This is a genomic window from Streptomyces piniterrae (assembly GCF_005048155.1).
Taxonomy (GTDB): domain Bacteria; phylum Actinomycetota; class Actinomycetes; order Streptomycetales; family Streptomycetaceae; genus Streptomyces; species Streptomyces piniterrae.
In genome coordinates, this window is record NZ_SUMB01000001.1 from 50,674 (window position 1) to 76,361 (window position 25,688).

The window sequence follows — 25,688 nt, forward strand, 5'->3', positions numbered from 1 at the left end:
TGTCGCGGGTCGTCACGGGATCGATCGCCGTGGGTGACCGGCGACATGAAAGGAACCTAGGACCTAAACCAAACTTGAGGTCAAGACATTCCCCTCGGGTCACCCTCCGGGGTACTTCGGCGGCCCGCGGTTCCCGCCGAGCCCGTCGCTACGATGATCCACATGCGACGCGGGGGCGGGGGCACAGCGATGGGACACGGGGACGGTGCGGGGGCGGGGGCCCGGGCGGCGACTCTGCTCCTCCCGCCGCGCCTCACCGCCTCGGCGGCCGGGCTGCGCGACACCGCCCGTCGCCGCGGACTGCGCACCGTTCAACTGCCCACCTTCGACCTCCCCGAAGGGCTGCGCGCCACCCATCTGCACGCCGGCCCGTCCTTCGCCGACGCCGTCGCCGCCCCCTTGGGCATCGCCCCGCTCGAAGCGCCGGAACACTGGCTCGCCGGCCTTCCCCGCGACCTCGTACGGCGCGAGATCCGCGCTCTCCCGATCCGCGACGCCCACGCGCTGCGCCGTCCCGTCTTCGCCAAGTCCCCCAACGACAAGGGCATCCGGGCCATGGTCTACGCCGACGGCACCCGGCTGCCCGGTACGGACGCGGTCGACCCCGGCACCGTCGTACTGATCTCCGACGTGGTGTCCTTCGGCGACGAGCACCGGCTGTACGTCCTCGACGGCGAGGTGCGCACCGGCAGCCGCTACGCCGAGAACGGGCGGTTCAGCCCCGGACCGCTGGCCCCGGACGCGGCCGCCTTCGGCGCCGATCTGCTGGAGCGCTGCGGCACCACTCTGCCGTCCGCGATCGTCGTGGACGTCGGCCGCATCGACGGCCACTGGGCGGTCGTCGAAGCCAACGCGGCCTGGGCGAGCGGCCGTTACGCCAGTGACCCGGAGCTGGCCCTGGACGCCGTGCTGCGCGCCGCCGGCCCGATGTCGCGGCTGACCGCCCGCGATCTGCCGTTCGTCAGGCCGGGTGCTCGCCGGCCCGGGAGGCGATGAGCGGGCCGATCACCTGGGTGCCGGGCCCGATCTGCCCGCCGGGGCCGGGGAGTTGGGTGGTGTTGTCCACGGTGAGCGGCTCGCCGCAGTGGGCGCAGGCGGCGACCATCGTGGTGTCGTGCTCGCAGGTCAGATGGTGGATACGGGCCGGCGGCCCGGCCTCGCCCGCATACCAGCGGTCGCCCCAGTTCATCAGCGCCAGCAGTACGGGGTAGAGCTCCGCCCCCTTGGCCGTCGCCACATAGTGCTCACGCGGCGGCCGCTCCTGGTAGCGCTCGCGGGCCAGCACGCCCTCCTCGACCAGCCGGGACAGCCGGGCTGCCAGGACCTTTCGGGAAACTCCCAGGTCATGGACGAGATCGTCGAAGCGGCCGATGCCGGTCAGCACATCACGCATGATCAGCGCCGTCCAGGCGTCGCCGAACAGGTCGGTGGCGCGGGCGATCGAGCAGGCCACGTCGGAGAGGGGGGTGCGGGTCACATATCGAGGCTAGCCGAGTTCCCTCAAGAAACTAAAGATGTTACGTTCGTAGAGTTTCCTAAGGGAACTTGATTGCCGCGACCTGGTGTCCGTGTCTGCCATGAGCGAGGGAGAAGCCGATGGCCAGCGCTCCACTGATCGAACTGGACTCACCCGCTCCGGAGGCGGTCGACGGGCGCCAGATCCGCGCCGTCGCCTTCCAGGGCGCACGCCTCGCCTACACGGAGGGGGCCTTGGCCCGCGAGGGCCGCGCCGCCTCCGGGCGCGCCCTGGTGGTGGGCAGCGGACGCGGTCTGCTGGCACGCGGCCTGGCCGGGCTCGGCTTCGACGTCACCGCCGTCGATCCGTCCGAGTCCGCGACGGCGATGGCGCGCGCCGCGGCCGACCAGGAGCGCCTCGACATCGACCACCGCACGGCGCCCGCCGAGCACCTCGACCTCCCCGACTCCGAGTTCGACCTCGTCTACCTCGCGGACACGCTGGAGATCACGTCGGCCCCCGGCCGCGTGATCGAACAGGCCGCGCGTGCCCTCAAACCCGACGGCCTCCTCGTCTACGACACGGTCAACCGCACGCCGGTCTCCCGCCTGGTCTACCTCGTCGCCTTCCAGAGCCTGCCCATGACCCGCGTCATGCCGGCCGGCCGCTACGCCGCGCGCCGCCTGCGCACACCCGGCGAAGTCGCCGAGCACATGGCGCGCCATGGCCTGCACCCCGCCGATACCTGCCATTTCAAGCCATCTGCCGTACGGAGTCTGCTGACCGCAGTCCTGGCGCGCCGCCGGGGCCGGATCACCGACGATCAGGTCGCGACCATGGTCAACTTCGAACTCGCCCCAGGTAGCAAGCCCTTGGTCACCTATCTCGGCTATGCGCGCAAGGCGTGAGCCCGGCGCCCGCCGGGCGTGGGGATCGCCCCCGTCGCCGCCTCCCGAGCATAGCTTTGAGACAAACTGTTTTCGTTGCCCCGAGCGGGACTTGACGCCCTGTACGGCGGGTATGCCGTAGACGCGTAAGGGCACAGCCGACGACCCGGACACGTCGGATCCGCCAGGATCTCACCGGGCGCTCCCCTCACCTTCCGTACGCCTCCTCCGCACGCGCGTGGCGATTCCCGCGTCCCGCGCACTGGCACGAAAGTGGGTCGGGCCGATGATGGACGAGGGCCAGGACTTCGTGAAGACGGCGGACGGGTCGGACCCGGGCCGGGACAACGAGGGCCACGACGGCGCGAGCCAGGACTATCAAGGATTCGTCGGGCGCGTACGAGCGGTGGGCACCACCACCATCCTCGAACTCCGCGGCGAGCTGGACATTCTCGCTGTGGCGGTGCTGTCCGACCGGCTGAACGATCTCAGCGGCGCCCGCCCCGATCTGCTCCTCGACCTGCGCGCGGTGACGTTCATCGACTGCGCCGGGCTGTCCCTGCTGGTCCGTGCCCGGCAGCGGGCCCGGGACCGGGGCGGCCGGCTGCGGCTGACCGGCGTCGCCGCCGGGGGGAGCGTCGACCGGCTGCTGCGGATGACCGGTCTGATCGGTGAGTTCGAGATCGTCGCCGACCGCCCCGACGACCAGGGCCTCATCGTCGAGGGCATCGTGGCCGACCGCCTCAGCATGATCGGCCGCGTCGCCATCACCGGTGTCACGGACGTTACGGACGTCGCGGACGGCGCGGTGGTGTAGGGCCCACGGACCGGGGCCAGGGCCTTCCCGACCCTGACCCCATCGGACAGGCCCGGACAGGCCCGGACAGGCCCGGACAGGCCCCCCATCGGGCGGGCCCGCCCCCATCGGACAGGCCCTAGGCGGGCAGCGCCCCCTCGATGGCCGCCACCAGTTCATCGGCGTCCGGCTCCGTACGCGGCCGGAAACGGCCCACGACCTCGCCGTTGTGGTCGACGAGGAACTTCTCGAAGTTCCACTGCACATCACCGGACGCGCCCTCGGCGTCCTCGGTCTCCGTCAGCACCTCGTAGAGCGGGTGCCGGTCGGCCCCGTTGACGTCGGTCTTCTCGAACAGCGGGAAGCTGACCCCATATGTCGTCGAGCAGAACGTGGCGATCTCCTCGGCGGTGCCCGGCTCCTGGCCCGCGAACTGGTTGCTGGGGAAGCCGAGCACGCTGAAGCCGCGGTCCGCGTAGCGCTCCTGGAGCCGCTCCAGGCCCGAATACTGCGGGGTCAGCCCGCACTTGGACGCGACATTGACGACCAGCAGCGCCTTGCCACGGTAGTCGGCGAGCGAAGCGGGCTCACCGGTCAGTGTGCGCAGCGGGATGTCGTACAGGCTCACGGTCATGCTCCTCATTGCGGGTACGCGGACGGGGAATGCCATCATCCGCCCCAACACCGCTGCCGGGCCGCTTCTTCCCCGGATCGTCAACCGGCCATGACACAACCGGCCGTAGCGCGCCGGCCCGCCATTCCTTGAGCAGCTGATCGAAGATCGGAGTCCCCTCCTCAGCCGGACGGGGGGTATAGGGGGCCATGATCGGCGGAGGCTGGTGCGAGCCGGCGATACGGAGAAAAGGGTGACCGGGGGTCGGTTTGACATCCATGTCCGGACTCAACCCGAAATCCGCCTCCGAGTTGCGGGACCGGGCCGGGAGGGCCGTCAGATGCCCCTCCGGTGGTGACGGGCAGAAACTACGTTCCAGCGGGGCGGTCCGGGCGTCTCCGGATGTCGCGGTGACGAAGCCCCGCGGAGAGGCCGACGGCCTGGTTCGCCGAGCGGCGGGGAACGCGGTGGCTTCGTCGAAACTCCGCTCCCAAGCGCACCATGGGAATGATCAACCGGCCTTGTGGATCGTCGCTTCGATGCCGTCCAGGATCACGGCCAGACCGACCTCGAAAGTCGTCTTGGCCTCGCGTTCCAGGTAGGGCACCGAATCGTCGTACGGCGCCGAAGAGTCCGTATCGTTCGCGCCATCCGTGCCGTGGTGGGCGACGCCCTCGGTTTCCAGGCGGATCACGAGCGGGAAGCGGTCCGAGAAGTCGGGTACGACCTCGCCGAGGACGGTGGAGCGGGACTGCCACCACTCCTCGTCGGAGACGCCCGTCGCCGCCGCGGCCAGCCTCGCTTCCGCGACTGTCTGCGCGGAGCCGCGGACGAAGTGGAACAGTGTCCCGACGATCCGGCGCAGCGCGGCGGAGGGCAGCTCCGTCGCGTACAGCAGGCGCACCACCGTCTCCAGGGCCCCGTACTCGTTCGGGCCGAGGACCGGTCGCGCCTGGGACACCTGGAGCACCCACGGGTGGCGGAGATAGAACTCCCATGTGTCCTCGGCCCAGGACGTCACCGCGGCCCGCCAGCCCGGTGCGAGGTCGTAATCGGTGGGCAGCTCGGCGAGCGCGTGGTCGTACATCAGGTCCACCAGCTCGCTCTTGCTGGGGACGTACGTGTAGAGCGCCATCGCGGTACGCCCGAGGCGCTCGCCGACCGCGCGCATGGACAGCGCCGCCATGCCCTCCGCGTCGGCCACCGCGATTCCCGCGTCGACGATCGCGTCCACGCTCAGCGCGGGTTTGGGGCCGGGCGCCGAACGCGGGCCGGCGGAGCCTTCCTTCCGCCACAGCAGCGACATCGAACGGTGGGGGTCGCCCTGGCCGGCGAAGAGAACCACTTGCAACTCCTTACGGCATAAAGTAACCTCGGTCGAGATAACTCTTTACGGCGTAAGGATATCAGGGGGAGGGGCGCGAAGCGATGGAGCCGGAGCTCCGCATCTCCCCTGACCACTTCCCACCTTTATGGAGGATTTGATGGCGGACGTGCCCGTCGCGCTCATCCAGGTCACCGACGTCCGGCGGATCTCCCCGCACATGGCCCGTATCACCTTCGCCGGGGACGGCCTCGACGACTTCCCCACCTGGCCCGACCAGCAGCTCAAACTGTGCTTCCCCAAACCCGGCCAGACCGAGCCCCGGCTGCCCGACGAGGGAGCGGACGGCGATGTCATGCGCTGGTACCAGGCTTTCCTCGCCATCCCCGAGGACCAACGACCGTGGATGCGCAGCTACACGGTGCGGTCCTACGACCCGGTCCGTCAGCGGATAACCGTCGACTTCGTGCTGCACGGCGCGTCCGCGTCGACGGCGGACGCGGTGAGCGGCCCGGCCACCCGCTGGGCGGCGTCCGCGGCCGTGGGGGACACCCTCGCCCGGTACGGGCCGGCAGCGCTCTACGCCCGACCGCTGCCGCTCGACACCGCCGACTGGCTGCTGTTCGCCGGCGATGAGACCGCGCTGCCGGCCATCGGCTCGCTCGTCGAAGCACTGCCCCCGGGCGCCCGCGCCGTGGCCTACATCGAAGTGGCCGACCCGGCCGAGGAACAGCTCTTCACCACCGAAGCCGACCTGACCGTCCACTGGGTCCACCGCAACGACGGCGAGGCCGGGCACGGTGACGCGTTGCTGAGCGCGGTGCGGGAGGCGCCCCCGTTTCCGTCCGGCTCGGTATTCGCCTGGCTCGCCGGGGAGGCGGGCATGGTGCGCGAGATACGTCGACATCTGCTCGGAGAGCGCGGCATGGACAAGCGCCAGATCGACTTCACCGGATACTGGCGCCGCAAGCTCACCCAGGAAGACGCCCCGACGCAGGAGGACCTGGCCGAGGCCCAGGAGAGAGCCGCGATGGCTGCGGGGTAGGGAGAGGGCGAGGCAGAGGGAGAGGCAGAGGGCGAGGGTGCCTACGAGTGGTCTTAGGGAGCGGTGTATCCCGGAGACTCGTCAGCACCTGCCTGACGAGGGCCGGGGCGCTCATCCCGTGCCGAGGCGGCGGGCCCAGAAGGGATGCCACGGCCAGCGCCGTTCCATCGCGTAGGTGGTGCGGTGGTCGCGGGTGTAGGCGTTGAGCACGCTGGCCATGCTCGCCGCGTACGTCTCCAGGGCCTGTCGCTTTCCGCGCAGGCTGCCGTCGACCGCCTCGCCCGCACGCAGCCCGGAGTAGAGCGCGGTGAGAATGCCCTGCGACGACAGGGGATCGAAGGCGGCAGCCGCGTCCCCCGCCGCGATCCAGCCGTCCCCGCACACCGGGTCGAGGCGGGCGCTGTGGGCGGCGGCCCGGCGCGGGGCCGTATGCCCGGGGAACCCATGGGCTTGGGGGAGGGGCGCCGTGTGCCGGGTCAGCGACAGGCGCTGCCGGAAGGCGGGCAGGGCCTGGAGGGCGGCCGAGGGGAGATCCGCGTCCGTGAAGTAGGTGAGCAGGCGTCGGCGGGAGGGCAGCAGGGCCGTGTACCACCAACCATCCGGGTCCGACTCGACCAGGGACCGGGTGTCGGCCGCCGCGCTGTCCTGACCGAGGGTGAGGTAAGTGGCGATCAAGCGGTCGCGCCGGTCCCGTCGGGCCCCGCAGTGGGCGGCGATCGCGGCGGCGCGCCCGGTCGCGTCCACGACCCACGCGCAGTCGACGGCCCGTACGCCCGCCGGGCCCCGCAGGTCCACGGTCCAGCCGGCGCCGCGGCGGCGGGGGCGCCGTACGGCCGTGCGCTCGGCCACGTCCGCCCCGGCGGCGCGGGCGCAGTCGCGCAGGCGCCGGTCGAACACGGGCCGGTCGAGATGCCAGCCGAGCCCGTAAGGGTCGCGGATGAAGTCCACGGTGTGCAGTGCGGACGACCCCCAGGCCGAGGTGTTGCCGTGGCAGGGGAGGTGTCCGGGGCCGGGGACGCGGTCGCCCACGCCGAGGTCGTCGAGGATCGTACGGGCCGCCCCCACGAGCGCCTCGCCGATCTTCGGGGCCCCGGTGCCGGCGTCCGCGAGCAGTACGGACCGGCCCGCGCGGGCCAGGACGAGAGCCGCTGCGCAGCCGGCGGGGCCGCCGCCCGCGACCACGGCGTCGTAGTGGTCGTCGCCGTGGTCGCGGGGGCCGAGGACCGGCTCGGTCACTGTTCCTCGCGGTGCGGTTCGAGCTTCTCGTAGTACGCGGCGGCGATGCTCTCCTTCGCGAAGCCGTACTTCCGCGCCACCGCGTCGATGGCCTTGCCGAGGACGTCACCCGGCGCGGAGGAACCCGCCGCCTCGGGCACATGCAGATTGATCAGATTGCGGTTGAGCGGCGCCTTGTCGAACGGCGACCCGGGACGGGATTCCACCAGGACGGTGTCGGGGAACTTGCCGTCGCCGCCCGTGTACGGACGCGCTTCGACGATGCCCAGCGCGTACCAGTGGTCCACCATCTGCTTGAGCGCTTCCGGGTAGTTGGCGCTCAGCCCACGGATCCACACCCCACGCCGCTCGAACGCGGAGTCGCGGTCCGGCTTCCCGGTGTCGTTGACGATGGCGAAGTCTTCCTCGGTCAGCACGTGGTTGGGGACCCGCGCCGGCCAGAACGTCGGGAGGTAGGGGGTGTAGCGCGGCCCCAGCCCCTTGGTGTGCTCGTAGCCGGACCGGCAACTGGCGGTGTCGGTCTGCCATGGGACCGCCATCCACCGGGTGAGGCCGCCGGGGACCTGGCCGTACAGCGGGCCGTACGCGGACAGGGCCCGGTCCGGGGTGAGTCGGGGCCCGTAGTCGGGCTCGGAATCCGCGCGGTGCCTGATCCGGAAGGGGGCCATGTACATGGTGTCGTGGCGGATGGGCCAGGTGACCTCGCACCCGGGGTGGAAGGCGTCGGCGAGGGCGCTGTCGAGGGCGCCGCGGGTCAGCAGATCCGGCTGCTCGGCGACGGGTGCCTTGTCGACGTCCGGGTAGGCGGTGCGTTGGCTCTTGACGTCGAACTCGCCGGCGGCCCACTGCTGGAGCATCCAGTCCTGGGTGGGGCTCAATGCCATGTGCTGGAGCTCGGAGGCGGCGGGGACGGCCATGCCGTCGCCGTAGATCCATGGCCAGGGCTGGGGCGAGGCTCCGTCACGGGGGCGGTACCGCATGGCGGCGTATATCTGGCGACGGAGTTCGCTGCTGGTGTGGCCGGGGTCGGCCAGCCGTTCCGACATCTCCGGGCCCATGAAGTGGTGGGGGCCCCGCCAGCCGAACTGAGCGGCGAAACCGTGGTTGACCCACTGCAGATCGCAGAAGCGCCGCAGGATCGGCTCGATGTGGTCGGGGAACGACACCACGTCAGGGCGCCGCAGTTGCCCGTTCCTGACGAAGACGTCGTAGATCAGGTCGTGGAGCGTACGGACCGTCTTCACGGCGGGCGCGTAGTCCGGAGGGGCCACGACGACCCAGGCGGGATCCACCGGTACGTCCTTGCCGCCGATGGTGACCTCGGCGGTGATCGGCCCGTCGGAAGTGTCGTCGTACCAGCCGTCGTTGTTGCCGAAGGTGTGGAGTGCGGAGGTGTCCCACGTTCCCGAGCTTCCGCGGCCGCCGAGGACCAGCAGGCGGCCGGCGGCGTCGGTGCGCAGTTCGCCGAGGTAGACCGGCTGCCCCATGACCGTGCCGGATTCGAACCGCACGGGCTGGGCCGAGGGGCCGGAGATGGTCTGCCTGCCCGGGTCGTTGATCAGGGAACGCCTGTCGGTCACCGCCGGGTTGCGCAGGCCGAGCTTCTCCGGGGCCAGCCGGGCGGCGTCGGGGATGTCGAGAGCGAGATTGAACCTGTACCAGGCCGACTTCTGGTTGGCGAGGTGCGCGCTCCACACGATGTGGGTGGTCTGGTCGCGCCCGGTCGTCCGGTCGCGCCGGGCCTTCTTGTCCCCGGCCGTCGAGGCCGTGATTTCCCGGACGACCTGGCCTGCGGCGTTGTAGCCGTACAGGCGGAACCGGGCGGCTTGTCGCTTGATCGCCCCGTTCGCGTCCTTGTACTGGCCGGCCTCCAAGGTGCCCTGATCCGGGGACTCCGGTCCGTAGAGGAAGTCGGTCTCGCTGTTTCCGACCCGGGCGATGCCGATCGGCGGGTAGATGGCGACGCGCGTGATCGTCTGATCCATAAGAGCCCCTCTGACGGTCCTTGCCGGTCCTGCGGTCCTTGCCGGTCCCTGCGGTCTTTGCCGTTCCTGCGTCCGGCGGACTGTATGGATTTGCGGGCGCCGGCCGCCAGACCGGTTCGGGGGAAAGCAATGGGAATTGGACAGCCGTCGGGCTACCGGAAGTAAGCATGGAATTCGGCCGTCACGTTTGCGACCGGTATTCGTTGGCGGGTCGGCCGGATTTCGTGTGCGGGGTGGCCGGTATGACGTCCTGGGAGCGGAATTCCGGCCGGTGCGGTCCGCCTCCTGGCGGATTTCAGCGACGTGATCTCCACCTCTCGGTTGTCCCAGCACGCTGCTAGATTCCCGGAGTTGACGTCCGGGGCCGATCGGCCCCGGCGATCCGGTGAACCCAGGAGGAGACCGATGCGGGTAACCACTGGCACGGCAATGGCCTTATGCAGCTCGATACTCGGCGGAACGGTGCTGGTGGGCACGGCGCAGGCCGCGTCGACTCGGTACGTGCCCTCCGTCGCGCAGCCCACACAGTGCCTGGCCCCTTTGCAGGGGGACTGGTCCCTGGGGCCGAAGGACATTCCGGCCAAGGGGACGGTCGGCTCGCTCGTCAAGGATTACCGGAGGTTCGGGACGTACCCGACCGCCAAGTCCTTTCTCGATGCCTGGAAGAAGGACGACTGGACATGGTCCTATCCCCCCAATGACGGTTTCTCCGGCAGCCCGACACCCGTCACCCTGGGGGCGGGGACCATGCTGGACCGCTTCGGAAGCACAAGCGGCAAGTTCGTCTCACCCGTCACGTCCGCCAAAGCGGTTCCTTACAAGGAACGTTCCATTCCCCCGTCGAACCTTCAGACGTACCGGAATGGGGACACCTACGACGTCGAGTGCAACTATCACGTCTACAAGGTCAGGACTTCCGTCACGGGGAAGCAGGGCGGCATAGCCGCCGCATTCGGTCAGCCCGGCGGTGGAACGCAGATTCAGCTCAATCAGTCTGTTGGTCAACTCTTGGCGGCCAACGCTCTGGAAGACGTCACGCCCGGCCGCGTCCGCACTCCTCAGCGAGCGGTTCCCAAGCCCGCGAAGCCGGTCACGGACCGCTTTTCCGCCCATGCCGCACTGCAGCGTGCCGGAATTCCCGATGAGTACTACCGCATCGATTCCGTCCACGAACCCCGCCTCCCGGCCACCGAGTACTACCGCTTCCGCCGGGTTGCCGGCCGCTGGGAACTCAGCCTGAACGAGCGCGGAGAGAACAGGCTCATCGCGCGCTACGCCGACGAATCCCGCGCCGCCCAGCGCCTGTACCGGGAACTCGTCGAGCAGCAGCGGCGGGGCTGAGCGGGTCGGGCTGGGCAGGCCGGACTGGGTGAGCCGGGCTGGGTGAGCCGGGGGACAGGCCTCGATGGCAAGAAGCCCCCTCTTGCCGATGGCTTCCGCTTGCTGGGCCCTTCTTCCCCGCACTAGCTTCGCTCCGCGCTGCCTGCACCGCCTGCACTTCCCGAACTCCCTCCCTGCGCTGCCTGCAGCGTTCATGCATGCGGCGGTGCTTCCGCGCCGCCCATACGGCGATGGGCCCGTATGGCCGTGCACCTCCGCGGGCCTGACAACCGAAGGGATCTGCCCGATGGAACAGAACCCGACCACCCCCTGGGGCCTGTCGCGCCTCGACTCGTACGCGCCGACAGGTGAACTACCCGAAGTGGCAACCGAGTTGGACCCCATGTCGCAGACCACCCGGTATCGCGACGCAGCGAACCAACCCATGGCGATCGACGAGCAGTGCGCCGGCCGATGCGCCGCCCCGCCCACCACCCGGTCGGGGGCGGACAGCGATGTCTCCTACGCCGGTGACGCCACCGATGAGGCCCACCGCGACGACGCCCCCGACGGTGACGAGGAAGGCGGCGGCTGCCACTGACATGGGATCCTCACCGGTCCTCGCCGTGACCTCGCTCGGTGACGTCACCGCGGATCTGGTGCTGGACGAGCTGTACGGCCGGGGAGTCCCGGTCGTACGGCTCGATCCGGGCACCGACTTCACCGCCGGGGCCGTCATGGCGGCCCGTTTCGACAGCCAGGGCCCGCACGGCACCCTGCGCACCGCCAGCCGCGACCTGGACCTCTCGGCCGTACGCTCCGTCTACTGGCGCCGCCCCACGCCCTACGGGGGAACCGGCCCGGCAGCCGAGTCCGCCGCGTCCCGTTTCGCCATCTCCCAGGCCCGCGCCGGCTACGGCGGCATACTCGCCTCGCTTCCGGGCGCGCTCTACCTCAACCATCCCTGGCGCAACCGCGACGCCGAATACAAGCCCGCCCAGCTCGCGACCGCCGCCCGGGTCGGCCTCGACCTTCCTCCCACCCTCATCACCAACGACCCTGACGCCGCCCGACGCTTCGTCGCCCAGCACGGCTCGGTCGTCTACAAACCCGTACACGCCGTGCACATCAGCGCTGACGACACGGGCGCCCCCGCCCGCACCATCTGGGTCCGCACCGTCGACCCCGACGATCTCGACGACGGCGTCTCGGCCTGTCCGCACCTGTTCCAGTCCTGCGTCCCCAAGGTCGCGGACATCAGGCTCGCCGCCGTCGGCGATCAGTTCTTCGCCACCCGTATCGACATCGACGGTGACCACCTCGACTGGCGCCAGGACTACGACTCCCTCACGTACTCCCCGACCGAGACACCCCCGCGGTCCGTACGGCGGTGCGCGCCTACCTTGACGCATTCGGCCTCGTCTTCGGAGCATTCGATTTCGCTGTACGGGCCGACGGCCGCTGGATCTGGCTGGAGACCAACCCGAACGGCCAGTGGGCTTTCGTCGACGAGCCCACCCGCCGAGCAATCACCACCGCCCTCGCCGACCGCCTCCAAGAGGGAATCCCGCGGGACTCGTCTCCGTGGAAATGGGACCATGCTCCGTAGAAATGTTTCCCGGCTTCCGTAGGTATTGGCCGGAGGAGGCACAGTATTCGCCGTAGCAATAGTGATCACCCGTTGTCGCCGCGGTGAAGCGACCCATTGACTGTGCTCAGGCGCAATCTGCGCTGTATCCGACCGGACCGGAAGGTAAATGCACAGTGGGAAGACATCGCAAGCCCTCACATTCACCAACAACGCGGCGGATGGGCATGGGCGTTGCCACCGCCGCCCTCGGCGCCACCGGGATCGGGTTCACCGCCACCAGCGCCCACGCGGAAGAGGCGCCCAAGCCCTCTACGGCTGACGTGCTCAACCAGATGATGAACCTGCCTTTCAACGAATTCGCGAAGCGGGCCGCAACGGTGAAAGAAGCCCAGAAGAACAACCCCGGCGAATTCGTGCAGGGAACTGACGCTCACACCGGCCTGCCCAAGGTGGTGGACAAGGACGGAATTCGCTGGGACAACGACGGGTGCTCCATCCCGGATTCATTGAAGCCTGCCGCGAAGGCGTACTTCGGAATCGACGAGACCCACCCGGTGCAGGATGCCTGCAAGCGACACGACCTCGGCTACCGCACCCTTCAGGAGCACCACCTGTGGAGTCAGGCCAGCAAGGATCAGATCGACGCGCGATACCGGGCCGATCTCGACGAGCTTTATAGGAAAGGAGCTTTCCAGGGGTGGACCGCTTCGACGCAGAAGTGGGCACTGGACAAGGGAGCTACCACCGCCACGAACTACCTCCCGAGCCAGGTCCTGGGAGTTCCTGTCGGAGTCGCTCCTTGGGACAACCCGACCGGCGCAGTTCCCTACACCTACGCGGGTACGGGTGCAGGTACGGGCACGGCTACGGGTACTGGGGTCGGCACTGGTGCCGGCACTGGGGCGGGGAACTGATCGGAGTTCGCTGACCGATTGCGCATCACGGTGGAAGAGAGATGCCCGGGCGGACCACGGTCGGCTCGGGCATCTTTCGGTGTGCGGCTGCTACGCCGCTCCCTCTACCTCACCCTCCCAACCTCACCTTCACACAGCCCTCAGTGGCGAACCGTGACCACGATCTTGCCGATCTGGCTGTTGGACTCCAGATGACGGTGCGCTTCGACGATCTCCTCGAGGTCGAAGGTCCGGTCGATCACCGGTGCCAGAGTGCCCGCCCGTAGGCCGGCGTCCAGGAAGTGCCAGATCCGGTGCCGGACCTCCGGAACGCCGGCGACCTGGAGGTTGCCGTAACCGAGAATGCGCAGGCTCCAGTTGAGCGGCAGCGGCGCCGGCCTCGGGTCGAGCCAGCCGTAGACGATGAGCAGCCCGCCCGGTGTGACGGCCCGCGCGACCTCCGCCAGTCCGGGGCCGGAAACCGGGTCGAAGACGATCTCGGCTCCTCGCCCGCCGGTGAACTCGGCGACCTGTTCGAGCAGCCCGCCCTCGTCGAGTGCGATCACGTGGGCCGCGCCGAGCTGCGCCAGACGCTCACGCTTCGCCGAGCTGCGGGTGACGGCCACCGGGATCGCGCCTATGTGGTTGGCTATCTGGATCGCCGCGATGCCCACGCTGCTGGAGGCGGCGGTGATCAGCACGGTGTCGCCCGGCCGCAGCCCACCCTGCTCCACCAGGGCCCCGTAGGCGGTGCTGTACGACAGCCAGACGGCCGCGCCGGTCACCGCGTCCGTCCCGCCGGGGCGATGCAGCAGGCCGTCGGCCGCCAGCCGCAGGTGGTCGCCGTACACACCGCTGGCGCTCATCTCACCCGTGCCCGCCGTCAGCACCGGGTCGCCCACCGAGAAGCCGGTCACCCCTTCTCCGACCGCCAGCACCTCCCCGGACGCCTCGTAGCCGAGTCGGGAACCCGGCAGGGTGGGCTGGTAGTAGTAGCCGCCCGCACGGAACAGCGCCTCCGCCCGGTTGAGGCCGAGCGCGTCCACACGGAGCAGCACTTCGCCCGGACCGGGCTCGCCGTGTTCCACCTTCTCGATCCGCAGCACTTCCGGGCCGCCGACCTCGTCGAACACCACCTGCTGGGCCATCATCACCGTGAATCCATTCCGTCAAAAGGTCAAAGGTCAAAAGGTCAAAGTCGAAAGTCGCAAGAGCCAAAGGTCAGGTCATGGGGCACAAGGCGTAAGGCACCTCTTGAGCGCCCAGAGCGCCCCAGACCGCCTGAGCCGCCGACGAGGCATCAGATGTCCCCTTTCCGCGGCGAATTCACCGTACGAAGATCACGCTCGGCCGCCCATGCCGCAGCGTCTTGCGATCATGCGCGAGCGTCTTCCCGGTTACGCTCGCCGGCATGGACGTACTCAGCGATGCGATCACCGCGATGCGCGCCGGGCGGCCGCATGCGGCCCGCAAGCGGCGGCATGGGGCGTGGGGCCTGCGCTTCCCGGCCACGGCCGGCGTCGGGTTCCACGCGGTGTCGGAGGGGTCCTGCTGGCTGCTGCCCGAGGACGGCAGCCCGCCGATCCAGCTCACCGACGGTGACCTCGCCTTCGTGCACGGCATCGCCTACGGGCTGGCCGACGACCCCGGCACCCCGCTGGTCGAGGTCGTCCAGAACCCGGACGGTTCCTGGCCGCCCGGCCCGGCCACGCCGGACGACGGAACGCCCGGGACGCTGATGCTCTGCGGCGCCTACCGCCTGAACCGCGCCCGCCCTCACCCGCTGCTGGCCTGCCTGCCCGGCGCGGTCCGGCTGCCCACCCACGACCGGCCGCTGGGTGCGGTACTGGATCTGCTCCGCGCCGAGATGGCGGGCTCCCGGCCCGGCGCGGCCGCCGCCACCAGCGCACTGCTCGACACCGCCCTGCTGTACATCCTGCGTGCCTGGTACGACGAACACGCCCAGGACACGGCCGGTTGGGGCGCGGCACTGCACGACCCGGCGATCGGGCGGGCCCTGAGCGCAATCCACCACGATCCGGCCCACCCGTGGACGGTGGAGGAGCTGGGCACGGTGGCGGGCCTGTCCAGAGCGGCTTTCGCGAAACGGTTCACCGCGCTCGTCGGCGAGCCGCCGCTCGGCTATCTGACCTGGTGGCGGCTGACCTTGGCCGGCCGTCTGCTGCGCGAAGGAGACCAGCCGCTTCGGGTGATAGCCCAACGGACCGGCTACGCCTCGGAATTCGCCTTCGCCAAGGCGTTCAAGCGGGAGTACGGTACCGCCCCCGGTCGGTACCGGACACAGCCCTCGGCCCGGCTCGACGCCACGGGCTGACCGCATCAGGGCCCGGGCCCTCCTTCAACCTGCCGGGACCTTGCTGCTCAGCTGTTCATCCGCAACCTTGCTGTTCATCCGGGACTTTGCTGTTCATGAGGCCCGTGCGAGAAAGCCCTCCACGGCGCGCCGGTCCTCAAGCCAATGCCCCGGCAGCCACCTGCAGGTCCGATACGAGTCCCGCGTACGGCTTCTCGCGGTCTTCGGCACGCAGAATCGCCGCCGGGTGGAGTGTCGCCACGATGAATCCCCTGCCGCCGGGGGCAGGGCCCGGTGTCCCTTCTCCCGGTGTGTTCTCCTCGGCCAGCGGAATGAGCGTGCCCCGGTCCCTCGTCACCCGGAACGACGGGCCCAGAAGAGCCTTGCCCGCGGTCGCCCCGAGCGCCACCACCACCTCCGGATCGACCAGGCGCAACTCGGCAGCCAGCCAGGGGCGGCAGGCCGTCATCTCCCGCAGGCTGGGTGGCTTGTGGATGCGGCGCTTGCCCCGTGTCGCGGTGGTGAACTTGAAGTGCTTCACGGCGTTGGTGAAATACGCCTGATCCTCGTCGAGCCCGGCCTCCCGCAACGCCTTCCTCAGGAGACCGCCGGCCGGCCCGACGAACGGCTCCCCTCGCCGGTCCTCCTGGTCGCCCGGCTGCTCGCCGACGAGCATGACGCGCGCCGAGGGACTGCCCGCTCCGAATACGGTCCCGGACGCGTCCCGGAACAGCGGGCAGCCCTGGCAATCCGCCGCGGCACGCCGATGCGCCGCGAGTCCGCCGCGCCGGGGCAGGTACGGGGTCGCGTCGTACTGCCGGCCGGCGGAGTCGTCACCGTTGCCGGTCATCGGCGTTACTGTCCGCGGCCGGTGAGGTAGTCCCTGGCCCGGTCCACCAGGCCCAGCCCCGGAGCCAGCAGCTTGTTGGCGGGCGGGGCGCTCGGCGCCGAAGGGCGCGGCCGGGTGGGAGCCGTCTTCTTCGTCTCGTCCACGAGCCTCTTGCGGCGTTCACCACCGGGTGGCGCGGCTTCGAACTGCGAGAAGAGTTCGTCGACTTCCCTGTGATCAGCGGTCAGTTCCGCGATGACATCCCCGCCGTGGCTCATACTGTGCCGCCTTCTCGCGTCATGCCGCCTTCGCGTGGTGGTGGGGGCGACCGCGGGCCCGGCGCCCGCCCCCACGCGTTCCCGAAGCAGGGGAGGTCCTAACCCGACGGAAGGATCATGGCCACGACCGGCGGAATGGCCGGGGGCGTACCGACCAGCCAACCCGCCGAGGCCCCGCGCCGGCTCGGTCGTCGGCAATCCATCCGCACTCCTGGGACGTATCAGAGAAGTCGGACGCATCTATGGGCATTGGCTCTGGGCATGGGCGCTCGGGGCCATCGATCATGCCCGGGAAGGAGATCGGACGATGAGGCCCATCGCTCGCAGGGCGGGCATCGCCATCAGTGGTGCACTCCTTACGTTGGGAGCCGTTGCCGTTCCGTCTTTCGGTGTCGCGAACCCCAGCGGCACCGGTCAGCCGTCAGTGGAGTGCGAGGACAGTCGGCCCGGTAACGCATCGGGAGCCCGCGGATCAGCCTTCAACGAGGACGGCATCGCCGGCACCCGCTACGCCGGTGAGCAGCCGCAGAACTCCAGGAACAGCCACTCCGTCTCTCAGTACGACGTGGCCTGCTTCCAGGTCTCTCAGCGCTGATTTCGCAGCCGCTCGATACATTTACAAGATCGACGAGAGCGTGGTCTGGGCCCGGTCGGACCCAGACCGGCTGCGAGCATCGGCGCTCACATTCCGGGGCTCGACCGGATGCCTAGATGCCTATCGGCGTGGGATCCGCGTCAGTGATGCCCGTGCGCGGTGTCCGAGGCTCCCCCGAAGAGCCGGGCCACGGCCCGGAAGGGAAGTGTGACGACGGTGGCAATCGCGCCACCGATCGCCCGCAGGACGTCGGCGATGGCCTTCAGCATCAGCGGCCTCCTTCCATGGGGCGCTTTGTGCTGCTGTCTCCGACACGTTCCCGTCAGCCGCCCCAGCCGGGGGCGAATGTTGAATTCAGCGGCCGAGGGCGTTGCGGAGCTGTTGCTTGCTCATGTTGGAGCGTCCCTCGATGTTCTTCTTCTTGGCCTCCTCGTACAGCTGGTCCTTGGTAGGCCCCTGGGCCCCGCTGTGGGAACGTTCGCCGCCGCGCTGCGAGGCGGACTTCGGGTCGCGGGTCGAGACCTTGCTCGAGGTCTTCGACTCGCCGGCACGGGCGCGTTCCTTGTTCACGGTGCGGGAGGCGATTTCCTTGGCTTGCTTGGTGGATTCGCCTCGTTCTTCGGCGCTCTTCTTGATGTGCTCGTATTGCCGCTCGCGTTTCCTGCTCGACCCCGCAGGCATATCGACTCCTTGGTCCGAACGTGCTTTGTGCCCGGTCGGCCGTTGGGAGAGCGGCCACCGGCCACGTCTTCATTCTCACCCGGATGGGGGCGGGTGAGGGCCCGCGGCGCATGCAATGGCACGTCCAGTCCTCCGTCACCGAGCGCGATCAGGTCTTCTGTGTGATCAAAAGGGGCCTCTTGGCCCACTCGGGATGCGGGGGACCGGACACCGACCAGTCTGGAGATATGGCTGAGCGCTGCCGCTGAGCGGGCGGCCCCTGCGCAGACGCCGATCGGTTGTATGCCCACGAAAAGGTGACGCGCCCATGAAGGACGTAAACAAGGTTCTGCTCGCCGCAGCATTGGCGGGCGGCTATGTGCTGGGCCGAACGAAGAAGGCCCGGTTCGCTCTCACGGTCGCCTCCTATATCGCCGGGCGTCAAATCGGGCTCGATCCGCGTCAGCTCGTTGCTCAGGGAATCCGCAAGCTCGGGGAAATCCCTCAGGTCGCAGAGTTGGGGGAGCAGCTTCGCGGAGAGGCCATGGACGCCGGCCGGGAGGCCGTGACGGCCGCTGCCAACCGGCAGCTGTTGAGACTCGCCGATTCACTGCATGAGCGGACCCTTCTGCTCGAAAGCGGTGGTGAGGAACCGGAAGAGGAGGAGGAAGAGGAAGAGGAAGAGGAAGAAGAGGAGGGAGCGGACGAAGAAGGGGAGCCGGAAGAGGGATACGAGGAGGAAGAGGAGTACGAGGAAGGGGCTGAGGAGCCCGAGGAGGAGGAAGGCGAGGAGCCGGAGGAAGAGCGCGAGGAGCGGCCCCGCCGTCGCGCTCGCGCAGCTGCACCGGCGAGGAAGCGCACGTCGCGCCGTAAGGCCGCAAAGCGTGGGGCTCCCGCCAAGAAGGCACCGGCCGGGAAGCGGGCCGCCACCAAGAAGGCCGCTGCGAAGAAGACTGCGGCCAAGAAGACCGCGGCCAAGAAGACGACAGCGAACAAGGCTGCGGCCAAGAAGACCGCTGCTAAGAAAACCGCGGCGAAGAAGGCACCTGCGAAGAAGGCGACCGCGAAGAAAACGACCGCGAAGAGGGCGGCGGCAAAGAAACAGACGTCAAAGAAGTCCGCTGCCAAGAGAACGGCGACGACGGGACAGAAGAAGACCACGGCCAAGAAGGCTGCGAGGAAGACCACCGGGCGGAAGAAGACAGCCCCACCCGCGAAGAAAGCCGCCAAGAAGGCCACCAAGCAAACCACCAGGAAGACCGCCGCTAAGAAGTCCGCGGCCAAGAAGACATCAGCGCGCGTCGAGCGCCGGAGGTAACCGGTCATGGCCAAGACGGGACAGGGCAACGCGGGCTCGGGGCTCGACCGACTGCGTGACGAACTGGGTGACTTCGTGACGGCGTGGGCAGGAAACCTGGCCGAGAGGGCCGGCGACAAGCTGTTCGATGTGACGGATCAGCTCACCGACGTCGCCGAGAACGGCGGATCACTCTCCAAGGTCGGAGCCAATCTCCTGGGGGGCGAGTCCCCTCTCAAGGGCGTGCTCTCCGGGGCGGCCAAGAACGTCAAGGACAACGTGCTGGGGAAGGCAAAGGAGGCTCTTGGCGGCGGGCGGAAGCGCAAGTCGGGAGACCAGAAGGTCACCAACATCATTGAGGTCATCGATGTCGGGGTGCCCCTGCGCACGGCCTACGACCACTGGACGCAGTTCGAGAAATTCAGCAGCTTCACCAAGGGTGTACGTAACGTTTCGGCGACCGATGAGTCGACCAGCGACTGGAAGGCCAAGGTCGGCCCGTCGACCCGCAGTTGGACGGCGACCGTCCAGGAGCAGGTGCCGGATGAACGCATCGTCTGGACGTCCGAAGGCGCCAAGGGCACGACGCGGGGTGCCGTCAGTTTCCATGAGCTGACACCTGGACTGACCCGCATCGTTCTGGTCGTCGAGTACTACCCCTCGGGATTCTTCGAGAAGACCGGAAATCTGTGGCGCGCTCAGGGGCGTCGGCTCCGGCTGGACCTCAAGCACTTCCAGCGGTACGTCACCCTCACCGACGAAGAGCCGGAGGGCTGGCGCGGCGAAATCCGTGACGGTGAGGTCGTACGGACCCATGAAGAGGCCCTTGAGGACGAGGAAGCCGAGGAATACGACCGCGAGGACGTTGAGGAATACCGCGACAAATACGGCGATGAATACGAGGACGAATACGACGAGGACGAGGAGGGCGAAGAGGACGAGGCGGGGGACTGGGAAGAGAGCGATGACGAACGCGGCGCCGACGAAGCGGAAGAAGAGGGCGAAGAGGAAGAAGAAGAGGAGTGAGGATGAGTGGTCGGGGCGGCTGTGAGGAATCCCTGCTGCGGTCGCTGGACGCGCTGGGCCGCATGGAGCAGCTCGACGCGGTGATCGGCCCAGTGCAGCGGGTGGTGCGCGGCGTGCCGCTGGGACGCTTCCGCGATGTGCTGCACGGGCGGCAGATCGGTCACCCCCTGCACCCCGCGCTGGTACAGATTCCGATCGGCGCGTGGGTGTCCGCCGCGGTGCTGGACGTCGTGCCCGGCACCGGGCGCAGCGCTCGTCTGCTGGTGGGAGTGGGCGTGGTCTCGGCCGTGCCGGCCGCATGGGCCGGGTGGGTGGACTGGGCGGAGCAGCACGAGAGTCAGATGCGCACCGGTCTGGTGCACGCGGCGACGGTCGCCACGGCCATCGGTCTGTACGCGAGATCCTGGGTGCATCGCGGCCGTGGCCGTACGGCCTGGGGCAAGGCGCTCGGCTTCGCGGGTCTGTGCATGGCCGGCACCGGGGGAATGCTCGGCGGGCATCTCGCCTTCCGTCAGGCTGCGGGCACCAACAAGACGGAGCCCGTCCCGCATCTGCTGGAAGAGGGCTGGCACATCGTGGGCGGCGTCGAGGACTTCCCGGTCGGCGAAGCGGTGCGAAGGGAGCTGGGGGAGGTGCCCGTGCTGGTGTTCCGGCAGCCGGGCGGCCGGATCCATGTGCTCGCCGAGCGGTGCAGCCACCAGTCGGGTCCGCTGTCGGAAGGCGAGATCGTCGACGGCTGTGTGGAGTGCCCCTGGCATGGCAGCGTCTTCCGGCTGGCGGACGGCATGAACGTACGCGGGCCCGCCACAGCGCCGCAGCCGGCGTTCAAGGTGCGCGTGGACGGGGACGGCACGGTCCACGTACAACTGCCCGGCGCGGGCTGAACGGGACGGTCCTTCGCCGAGGGCAGCGCCCGCCGGCTCCGGGGGTGTGTCCGGGATCACAGGGCGGCCGGCAGGAGTGGCGGAATGCGGTGCCCACCGGGGCGGTTACGGCTACACGCATTGAATGCGTGTGCACATACCGTCTGGTACCTCGAGGAGCACCTCCGTGACCGTCACCGTGTCCGCCGCCTCGCGTGCGGCCGAGATCCTGTCCCGGCCCGTTGCGCTGAACGGCTTGACCGTCCCGAACCGCATCGTGATGGCGCCGATGACGCGCATGTTCTCCCCGGGTGGTGTTCCCGGTGAGGATGTGCGGTCGTACTACGCCCGGCGTGCCGCCGCGGGTGTGGGTCTGATCGTCACCGAGGGGACCTATGTCGGCCATGAGTCGGCCGGGCAGAGTGACCGTGTGCCGCGGTTCGACGGCGAGGAGCAGCTGGCGGGGTGGGCGAAGGTCGCCGAGGACGTGCACGCCGCGGGCGGCACGATCGTGCCGCAGCTGTGGCACATCGGCATGGTGCGCCAGCAGGGCGATGCGCCCTACGCCGACGCCCCCGCCGTCGGTCCGTCCGGCATCCGCGTGGACGGTACCGAGAACGCCGGCAAGGCGATGACCCGGCGCGACCTGGACGATGTCATCGGCGCCTTCGCCGAGGCCGCCGCGGCCGCCGAGCGCATCGGCTTCGACGGCGTCGAGCTGCACGGCGCCCACGGCTATCTCCTCGACCAGTTCCTGTGGGAGCGCACGAATCGCCGTAGCGACGCCTATGGCGGTGACCCGGTGGCTCGTACGAAGTTCGCGGCGGAGATAGTGGCCGCGGTCCGCGAGGCCGTCTCGCCCGAATTCCCGGTGATCTTCCGCTACTCGCAGTGGAAGCAGGAGGCCTACGACGCCAGGCTCGCCGAGACCCCTGAGGAGCTGGAGGCGATCCTGGCCCCGCTCGCCGCGGCCGGCGTGGACGCCTTCCACGCCTCCACGCGCCGCTACTGGGTTCCGGAGTTCGACGGCTCCGAGCTGAACCTGGCGGGCTGGACCAAGAAGCTCACCGGCCGGCCCACCATCACCGTCGGCTCGGTCGGCCTCGACGGCGACTTCATCCGCGCGTTCGCGGGCGAGGGCGCGGCGGTCGGCAGCATCGACAACCTCCTGGACCGCCTGGAGCGCGACGAGTTCGACCTGGTCGCCGTCGGCCGCGCGCTGCTCCAGGATCCGGAGTGGGCGGCGAAGATCCTCGCGGACCGGTTCGAGGAGCTGACGCCGTACGACGCGGCGGCGGTGAAGACCCTGAGCTAGGGACTGTCCGAGGGGTCATGGCCGGGCCCGCGTGACCCACCTCTTGGAACAGCGCACCCGGCCCTGCCGGACGTCGCCGGCCCGCCGTTGCCCCTGGCAGCGGCGGGCCGTGATCTTCAGTGGGTGAGCGTGCCCAGCGCGTAAGGCTGCCCAGCGTGTGAGCGAGCCCGGTGCGTGGGCGTGCCCTTCAGTGCCGGAAGGTGTCCTTTCCCCGCTCCACCGCATGCTTCACTTTTCCCTTGATCTTCTCGGCCTTGCCTTTTCTCTCCAGGCTTTCGTGTCCCGTGGCCTTCCCGGCCATTTCCTTGGCCTTTCCCTCGACTATCTTGCCGATGTTCCTGGTCTTGTCTCCGATTCCCATGTCATTCTCCTTTCCTGTTCATTCTCTCCGGGTCATTCCGGTGGTGGTAGCAGAGTTCCGAGAGGACCGAGATCCAGGTTGAGGTCCTGCATCGAGAGGTCGTATCGGGCGCAGAGTTCGGTCATGCGGTCGTGCAGAATCATCAGGGTCGCGCCCAGGCGCTCCTCCTGTTCCTCGGTGAGATCTCCCGCGTCGACCCGATGCAGGGCCTGGCGTTCCATGAGCTGTCGCAGCAGTTCGACGAGGGTGAGCACGAGCTTGATCAGGTCCCGTTCCACGGTGTCGGGATCGGTGGCGATCCTGTGTGCCGGTCTCGGCTTCTCGCTGCTGCCCGGGGGCGGGAGATCCTGCGGCGCGGCGGGCAGCAGACGGAAGGCGCGGGCCGCCGCGTCGGCGACATCGTCGAAGCGGTTGACGGGCAGGCGGTCCTCACCCGGGCGGTCCTCGCCCGAGTGCTCCTCACCCGCCATCGCCCTCTCGTACGGGAGGTTCTCACTCATGGCCGTCCCGTACGGGTGGTGAGACGGCATGCCACGGGGAGAGGTTCTGTTCGCTGATGGACACGATCAGCGCACGCAGGGAGATGCGTACGAGGTCGATATCGGCGATGGAGAGCACGACGTCACCGGTGAGGACCACGCCCCCGCTGAGCAGCCGGTCCAGTAGATCGATCAGCGCGATCTGCCGTTCCGGCAGCGGTTCCTCCACTGTGGCCGGCGGCCCGGCTGCCGTTCTCACGGTGCGGCTCCCCTCGCTGGTTCGGTCTCGGCGGGGGTGGCGAAGGAGTACGGCGCCCAGGGCCCGGTGACCTCGACGTGCACTCCCGTGAGCCCTTCGGCCGCCCGCAGTATCTCGGTGCGGAAGCTTTCGGCGTGCTGTTGCGGCACCAGGTAGGCGTCGTTGATGACGTTCTCACCCGGCCCGTGGGCGAGTTCGCCCTGTTGAGGACGGTGTTGGAGCCGGTCGACGGCATAGTCGCGGGCCGCGTCCGCGACGCGCCGGGCCGCCTGCTCGGCGTCCCGGTAGGCGTCCTCGCGGGCGTGCCGCTGGGCCTTCCGTCGGCTGAGGTAGGCCCGTCCTGGGCTCACGTCCGGATCGGCGGACGGCTGTGCCGGTGTTTCGGCCGCCGCGGGGGCCTCGACATAGATCTTGACGCCCCACTCCACATGCGCGGCCAGCCGGGAGAGCCGGTCCGCGAAGGCCTCCCAACGGGCTTCGAGCATGAGCCGCACCCGCTCGTCGTCGAGATAGACGGTCGCCAGGCGGAGCGGCAGGACGGTGGTGCGGGTGGCCAGGGCCTCGATCACCCGGTGATGGGCGCGGGCGACCAATTCCAGCCAGTCCAGATCCTCGAGATGGGCGCGTAGCGCGCCCTCCTCGAAGTCCCGCTCGGGTACCGGGCTCACGGCGACCACCACATCGCCACTCGCTCCCGCGCGCACGAGATGCACCGGCGCGTCCGCCACTCCGAGGAGCCCGGACAGCGCCTCCTCCAGCGATCCGTCGTCGTCCCACGCGACGGCGTACGCATAGCTGACGGACTCGTTCATGACTCGTCCCGCCTCTTGCCACGGGAGCCGGACGCCTTGCCACCCGAACCGGGCGCTGCCCGTTTGGCGCGCGATGCGCGGCGGGGCGCGGCCGGCCGGCCCTCCTCGTCGTCTTCGCCGGGCGGCAGCTCGCCTTCCCGGAGCGCGGCGATCTCGGCCCGCAACCGCTTGTTCTCCTCGGTGAGCGAGCGGTAGCCGTCGGAGGCCCGGGAGGACAGTGCGGGATCGTGCTCCCACCAGTCGATGCCCATCTCCTTCGCCTTGTCGACCGATGCGACCAGCAAGCGCAGCTTGATGGTGAGGAGTTCGATGTCCAGGAGGTTGATCTGGATATCGCCTGCGATGACGATGCCCTTGTCCAGGACCCGTTCCAGGATGTCGGCGAGATTGGCCGACGAGCCCTGGCCGTACGGCGTGGCCCTGGACGGGTAGTCACCAAGCCTCCTGGCGACGGGTTCGTTCACGGCCGCTGCACCTCCTCAGCCGCCCGTGCCCCGGACATGGGCCCTGATCTCCTCCAGTCGGTCCAGCAGTTCGTCCTCACGCCGGTCGAAGGTCTCCTCGTCGATCTCTCCCGCCAGGAGCTGCTGCTCCAGCGCGGCGAGTTCGCGCTCGATCGGTTCGGGGTCGTAGTACTCGTTCTCCGCCGCCTCGACGACGCGTTCCACAACCCAGGCCACGCCGCGCACCGGGGCGAGCGGGAGGGTGGCGATATGTGTCAACAGGCCCATGGGGACTCCTAGACGAAGCTGTAGGCGGGTAGCGGTCCGCGCAACCGCAGGTCGAAGTCGCTGCCCAGTTCATCGGCGAGATGCTTCTCCGCGGTGCGGAAGCCGTCCTCGCCGTCCCGGGGCACCAGGAAGGACACGCTCAGGAAGTCGTTCCCGCTCGGCTCCGAGACGCGTCGGTCCCGGGCGAAGCCGTCCAGTGCGTCGAGGGTCTCGACGGCGAGCTGGTTCTGGCGTGCCTGCACTTCGTTGGCGACGAGTTCACCAAGAGCGAGCGGCAGGTCGGGCGGGTTGCCGCCGCTCTTGATCTGCTCGTTGAGCCGTCGTGCCTCTTCCGAGTCCAGCAGGATCTGACGCAGCAGCGCGTCCTCGTCCATGGCGGCCTTCAGGTGGTACTCGGCGCAGTCCTTCAGCGCCCGCAGCCGTTCGATGAACTCCTGCGTGCGCTCCTCCAGCACCGCCCGTACGGCGTCGTCATCGGGAGCCGTGAAGCCGAACTGCATGGGCAGAACCGTGCCGTCGGTCATCAGGCGTTCCTGGACGGCCTGATGAGCGCCCAGGTCGCGGCGTTTGGGCCGGAGCTCTTCGGGCGCGTCGCTGACGACCGCGGTCAGTTGCTCAGCGGCCACCGTGCGCAGTGTGGACGGAGGATCTCCCACGCCGTCCAGGTCGTCCAGCCGCTGGGGATGATCGGTCGCGACGATGGAGTACACGTACACGGCCATG

31 protein-coding genes are annotated in these 25,688 nt (G+C 69.3%); 14 read left to right on the top strand and 17 right to left on the bottom strand.

All coding sequences use genetic code 11. The annotated features are described in order from the left end of the window. Positions 1-189 precede the first annotated feature (189 nt). Positions 190-996: an ATP-grasp domain-containing protein gene (locus FCH28_RS00245; protein WP_136738281.1), complete on the top strand. Its 807-nt coding sequence runs from the start codon at positions 190-192 to the stop codon at positions 994-996. Here the strand turns inward: FCH28_RS00245 and FCH28_RS00250 are convergent. Beyond that, positions 962-1,477, bottom strand: coding sequence for a winged helix-turn-helix transcriptional regulator (locus tag FCH28_RS00250; protein WP_136737613.1), 516 nt, complete (start codon positions 1,475-1,477; stop codon positions 962-964). The two genes, FCH28_RS00245 and FCH28_RS00250, sit on opposite strands and share 35 nt — an antisense overlap. A 119-nt stretch (positions 1,478-1,596) precedes the next feature. Between FCH28_RS00250 and FCH28_RS00255 the strand changes: the two genes are divergently transcribed. Together FCH28_RS00255 and FCH28_RS00260 are read left to right on the top strand one after the other, a co-directional pair. After that, a complete protein-coding gene (locus tag FCH28_RS00255) occupies positions 1,597-2,364 on the top strand; it encodes a class I SAM-dependent methyltransferase (RefSeq protein ID WP_136737614.1) in 768 nt (255 codons plus the stop codon). 217 nt (positions 2,365-2,581) lie between these two features. After that, complete coding sequence (locus FCH28_RS00260; protein ID WP_342781549.1) at positions 2,582-3,160, top strand: STAS domain-containing protein; 579 nt, start codon at positions 2,582-2,584, stop codon at positions 3,158-3,160. A 118-nt stretch (positions 3,161-3,278) separates the two neighbouring features. Here the strand turns inward: FCH28_RS00260 and FCH28_RS00265 are convergent, their stop codons facing one another. Both FCH28_RS00265 and FCH28_RS00270 read right to left on the bottom strand, forming a co-directional pair. Continuing rightward, positions 3,279-3,767 (bottom strand): glutathione peroxidase, encoded by a 489-nt coding sequence (locus FCH28_RS00265; RefSeq protein WP_136738283.1) that lies wholly within the window; start codon positions 3,765-3,767, stop codon positions 3,279-3,281. A 496-nt stretch (positions 3,768-4,263) separates the two neighbouring features. Continuing rightward, a complete protein-coding gene (locus tag FCH28_RS00270; RefSeq protein WP_136737615.1) occupies positions 4,264-5,097 on the bottom strand; it encodes a TetR/AcrR family transcriptional regulator in 834 nt (277 codons plus the stop codon). A gap of 139 nt (positions 5,098-5,236) precedes the next feature. Here FCH28_RS00270 and FCH28_RS00275 point away from each other — a divergent pair, with 139 nt between their 5' ends. Then, complete coding sequence (locus FCH28_RS00275; protein WP_136737616.1) at positions 5,237-6,121, top strand: siderophore-interacting protein; 885 nt, start codon at positions 5,237-5,239, stop codon at positions 6,119-6,121. A 111-nt stretch (positions 6,122-6,232) separates the two neighbouring features. On the opposite strand, the gene FCH28_RS00280 is transcribed toward FCH28_RS00275, so the two are convergent. Together FCH28_RS00280 and FCH28_RS00285 are read right to left on the bottom strand one after the other, a co-directional pair. Next, on the bottom strand, positions 6,233-7,357 hold the full coding sequence (locus tag FCH28_RS00280; RefSeq protein ID WP_136737617.1) for an FAD-dependent monooxygenase: 1,125 nt from the start codon (positions 7,355-7,357) through the stop codon (positions 6,233-6,235). Continuing rightward, complete coding sequence (locus FCH28_RS00285) at positions 7,354-9,342, bottom strand: LodA/GoxA family CTQ-dependent oxidase (RefSeq protein ID WP_136737618.1); 1,989 nt, start codon at positions 9,340-9,342, stop codon at positions 7,354-7,356. Before FCH28_RS00285 ends, FCH28_RS00280 begins: the two co-directional genes overlap by 4 nt. 405 nt (positions 9,343-9,747) lie before the next feature. On the opposite strand from FCH28_RS00285, the gene FCH28_RS00290 reads away from it, so the two are divergent. The 4 genes from FCH28_RS00290 (at position 9,748) to FCH28_RS00305 (ending at position 13,167) form a co-directional block, all read left to right on the top strand. Beyond that, entirely contained in the window at positions 9,748-10,683 is a 936-nt protein-coding gene (locus FCH28_RS00290) for a TNT domain-containing protein (protein ID WP_136737619.1), read from the top strand. A gap of 286 nt (positions 10,684-10,969) precedes the next feature. After that, positions 10,970-11,263 carry a putative ATP-grasp-modified RiPP gene (gene tgmA / locus FCH28_RS37860; protein WP_169314007.1) on the top strand — a complete coding sequence of 98 codons (294 nt, stop codon included), beginning with the start codon at positions 10,970-10,972 and terminating at the stop codon, positions 11,261-11,263. 1 nt (position 11,264) lies between these two features. Then, positions 11,265-12,293 carry an MvdC/MvdD family ATP grasp protein gene (locus tag FCH28_RS00300; protein ID WP_342781550.1) on the top strand — a complete coding sequence of 343 codons (1,029 nt, stop codon included), beginning with the start codon at positions 11,265-11,267 and terminating at the stop codon, positions 12,291-12,293. Between the two features lie 184 nt (positions 12,294-12,477). After that, a complete protein-coding gene (locus FCH28_RS00305; protein ID WP_169314008.1) occupies positions 12,478-13,167 on the top strand; it encodes a phospholipase A2 in 690 nt (229 codons plus the stop codon). Between the two features lie 140 nt (positions 13,168-13,307). On the opposite strand, the gene FCH28_RS00310 is transcribed toward FCH28_RS00305, so the two are convergent. Then, the gene (locus FCH28_RS00310) at positions 13,308-14,297 is read right to left on the bottom strand and encodes a zinc-dependent alcohol dehydrogenase family protein (RefSeq protein WP_246102193.1); all 990 of its coding nucleotides are present in this window, start codon (positions 14,295-14,297) and stop codon (positions 13,308-13,310) included. A gap of 260 nt (positions 14,298-14,557) precedes the next feature. Between FCH28_RS00310 and FCH28_RS00315 the strand changes: the two genes are divergently transcribed. After that, complete coding sequence (locus FCH28_RS00315; RefSeq protein WP_136737622.1) at positions 14,558-15,481, top strand: AraC family transcriptional regulator; 924 nt, start codon at positions 14,558-14,560, stop codon at positions 15,479-15,481. Between the two features lie 136 nt (positions 15,482-15,617). On the opposite strand, the gene FCH28_RS00320 is transcribed toward FCH28_RS00315, so the two are convergent. Next, positions 15,618-16,310: a UdgX family uracil-DNA binding protein gene (locus tag FCH28_RS00320; protein WP_136737623.1), complete on the bottom strand. Its 693-nt coding sequence runs from the start codon at positions 16,308-16,310 to the stop codon at positions 15,618-15,620. Between the two features lie 5 nt (positions 16,311-16,315). Next, positions 16,316-16,567, bottom strand: a complete 252-nt coding sequence (locus tag FCH28_RS00325; RefSeq protein WP_136737624.1) for a hypothetical protein — start codon at positions 16,565-16,567, stop codon at positions 16,316-16,318. A gap of 307 nt (positions 16,568-16,874) precedes the next feature. On the opposite strand from FCH28_RS00325, the gene FCH28_RS00330 reads away from it, so the two are divergent. Continuing rightward, positions 16,875-17,162 (top strand): adenylate cyclase, encoded by a 288-nt coding sequence (locus FCH28_RS00330; protein ID WP_136737625.1) that lies wholly within the window; start codon positions 16,875-16,877, stop codon positions 17,160-17,162. A 140-nt stretch (positions 17,163-17,302) separates the two neighbouring features. Here FCH28_RS00330 and FCH28_RS39625 read toward each other — a convergent pair whose 3' ends face one another. Together FCH28_RS39625 and FCH28_RS00335 are read right to left on the bottom strand one after the other, a co-directional pair. After that, positions 17,303-17,431, bottom strand: coding sequence for an LPFR motif small protein (locus FCH28_RS39625; RefSeq protein WP_263398772.1), 129 nt, complete (start codon positions 17,429-17,431; stop codon positions 17,303-17,305). A gap of 85 nt (positions 17,432-17,516) precedes the next feature. Beyond that, entirely contained in the window at positions 17,517-17,843 is a 327-nt protein-coding gene (locus FCH28_RS00335; protein ID WP_136737626.1) for a plasmid stabilization protein, read from the bottom strand. 307 nt (positions 17,844-18,150) lie between these two features. Here FCH28_RS00335 and FCH28_RS00340 point away from each other — a divergent pair, with 307 nt between their 5' ends. The 4 genes from FCH28_RS00340 to FCH28_RS00355 all read left to right on the top strand — a co-directional run bounded on the left by FCH28_RS00340 (position 18,151) and on the right by FCH28_RS00355 (position 22,323). Then, positions 18,151-19,140, top strand: a complete 990-nt coding sequence (locus FCH28_RS00340; RefSeq protein WP_136737627.1) for a histone protein — start codon at positions 18,151-18,153, stop codon at positions 19,138-19,140. 6 nt (positions 19,141-19,146) lie between these two features. Beyond that, a complete protein-coding gene (locus FCH28_RS00345; RefSeq protein WP_136737628.1) occupies positions 19,147-20,145 on the top strand; it encodes an SRPBCC family protein in 999 nt (332 codons plus the stop codon). A gap of 2 nt (positions 20,146-20,147) precedes the next feature. Continuing rightward, positions 20,148-21,029, top strand: a complete 882-nt coding sequence (locus FCH28_RS00350; protein ID WP_136737629.1) for a Rieske (2Fe-2S) protein — start codon at positions 20,148-20,150, stop codon at positions 21,027-21,029. A 166-nt stretch (positions 21,030-21,195) separates the two neighbouring features. Next, positions 21,196-22,323, top strand: a complete 1,128-nt coding sequence (locus FCH28_RS00355; RefSeq protein WP_136737630.1) for an NADH:flavin oxidoreductase — start codon at positions 21,196-21,198, stop codon at positions 22,321-22,323. A gap of 187 nt (positions 22,324-22,510) precedes the next feature. Here the strand turns inward: FCH28_RS00355 and FCH28_RS00360 are convergent, their stop codons facing one another. Genes FCH28_RS00360 through FCH28_RS00390 form a run of 7 tightly spaced genes read right to left on the bottom strand, consistent with a single transcriptional unit; the run spans position 22,511 to position 25,687 of the window. After that, positions 22,511-22,684: a CsbD family protein gene (locus FCH28_RS00360; protein ID WP_136737631.1), complete on the bottom strand. Its 174-nt coding sequence runs from the start codon at positions 22,682-22,684 to the stop codon at positions 22,511-22,513. Positions 22,685-22,716: 32 nt separating this feature from the next. Next, positions 22,717-23,154: a gas vesicle protein K gene (locus tag FCH28_RS00365; protein WP_136738285.1), complete on the bottom strand. Its 438-nt coding sequence runs from the start codon at positions 23,152-23,154 to the stop codon at positions 22,717-22,719. A gap of 22 nt (positions 23,155-23,176) precedes the next feature. After that, entirely contained in the window at positions 23,177-23,422 is a 246-nt protein-coding gene (locus FCH28_RS00370; RefSeq protein ID WP_136737632.1) for a gas vesicle protein, read from the bottom strand. Beyond that, a complete protein-coding gene (locus tag FCH28_RS00375) occupies positions 23,419-24,234 on the bottom strand; it encodes a GvpL/GvpF family gas vesicle protein (RefSeq protein WP_136737633.1) in 816 nt (271 codons plus the stop codon). The genes FCH28_RS00370 and FCH28_RS00375 overlap by 4 nt, the downstream gene beginning before the upstream one ends. Next, positions 24,231-24,698, bottom strand: a complete 468-nt coding sequence (locus FCH28_RS00380) for a gas vesicle protein (protein ID WP_136737634.1) — start codon at positions 24,696-24,698, stop codon at positions 24,231-24,233. The genes FCH28_RS00375 and FCH28_RS00380 overlap by 4 nt, the downstream gene beginning before the upstream one ends. 15 nt (positions 24,699-24,713) lie before the next feature. Continuing rightward, positions 24,714-24,965: a gas vesicle protein GvpG gene (locus tag FCH28_RS00385; protein ID WP_136737635.1), complete on the bottom strand. Its 252-nt coding sequence runs from the start codon at positions 24,963-24,965 to the stop codon at positions 24,714-24,716. Positions 24,966-24,973: 8 nt separating this feature from the next. Beyond that, positions 24,974-25,687, bottom strand: a complete 714-nt coding sequence (locus FCH28_RS00390; protein WP_136737636.1) for a GvpL/GvpF family gas vesicle protein — start codon at positions 25,685-25,687, stop codon at positions 24,974-24,976. Position 25,688 lies beyond the last annotated feature (1 nt).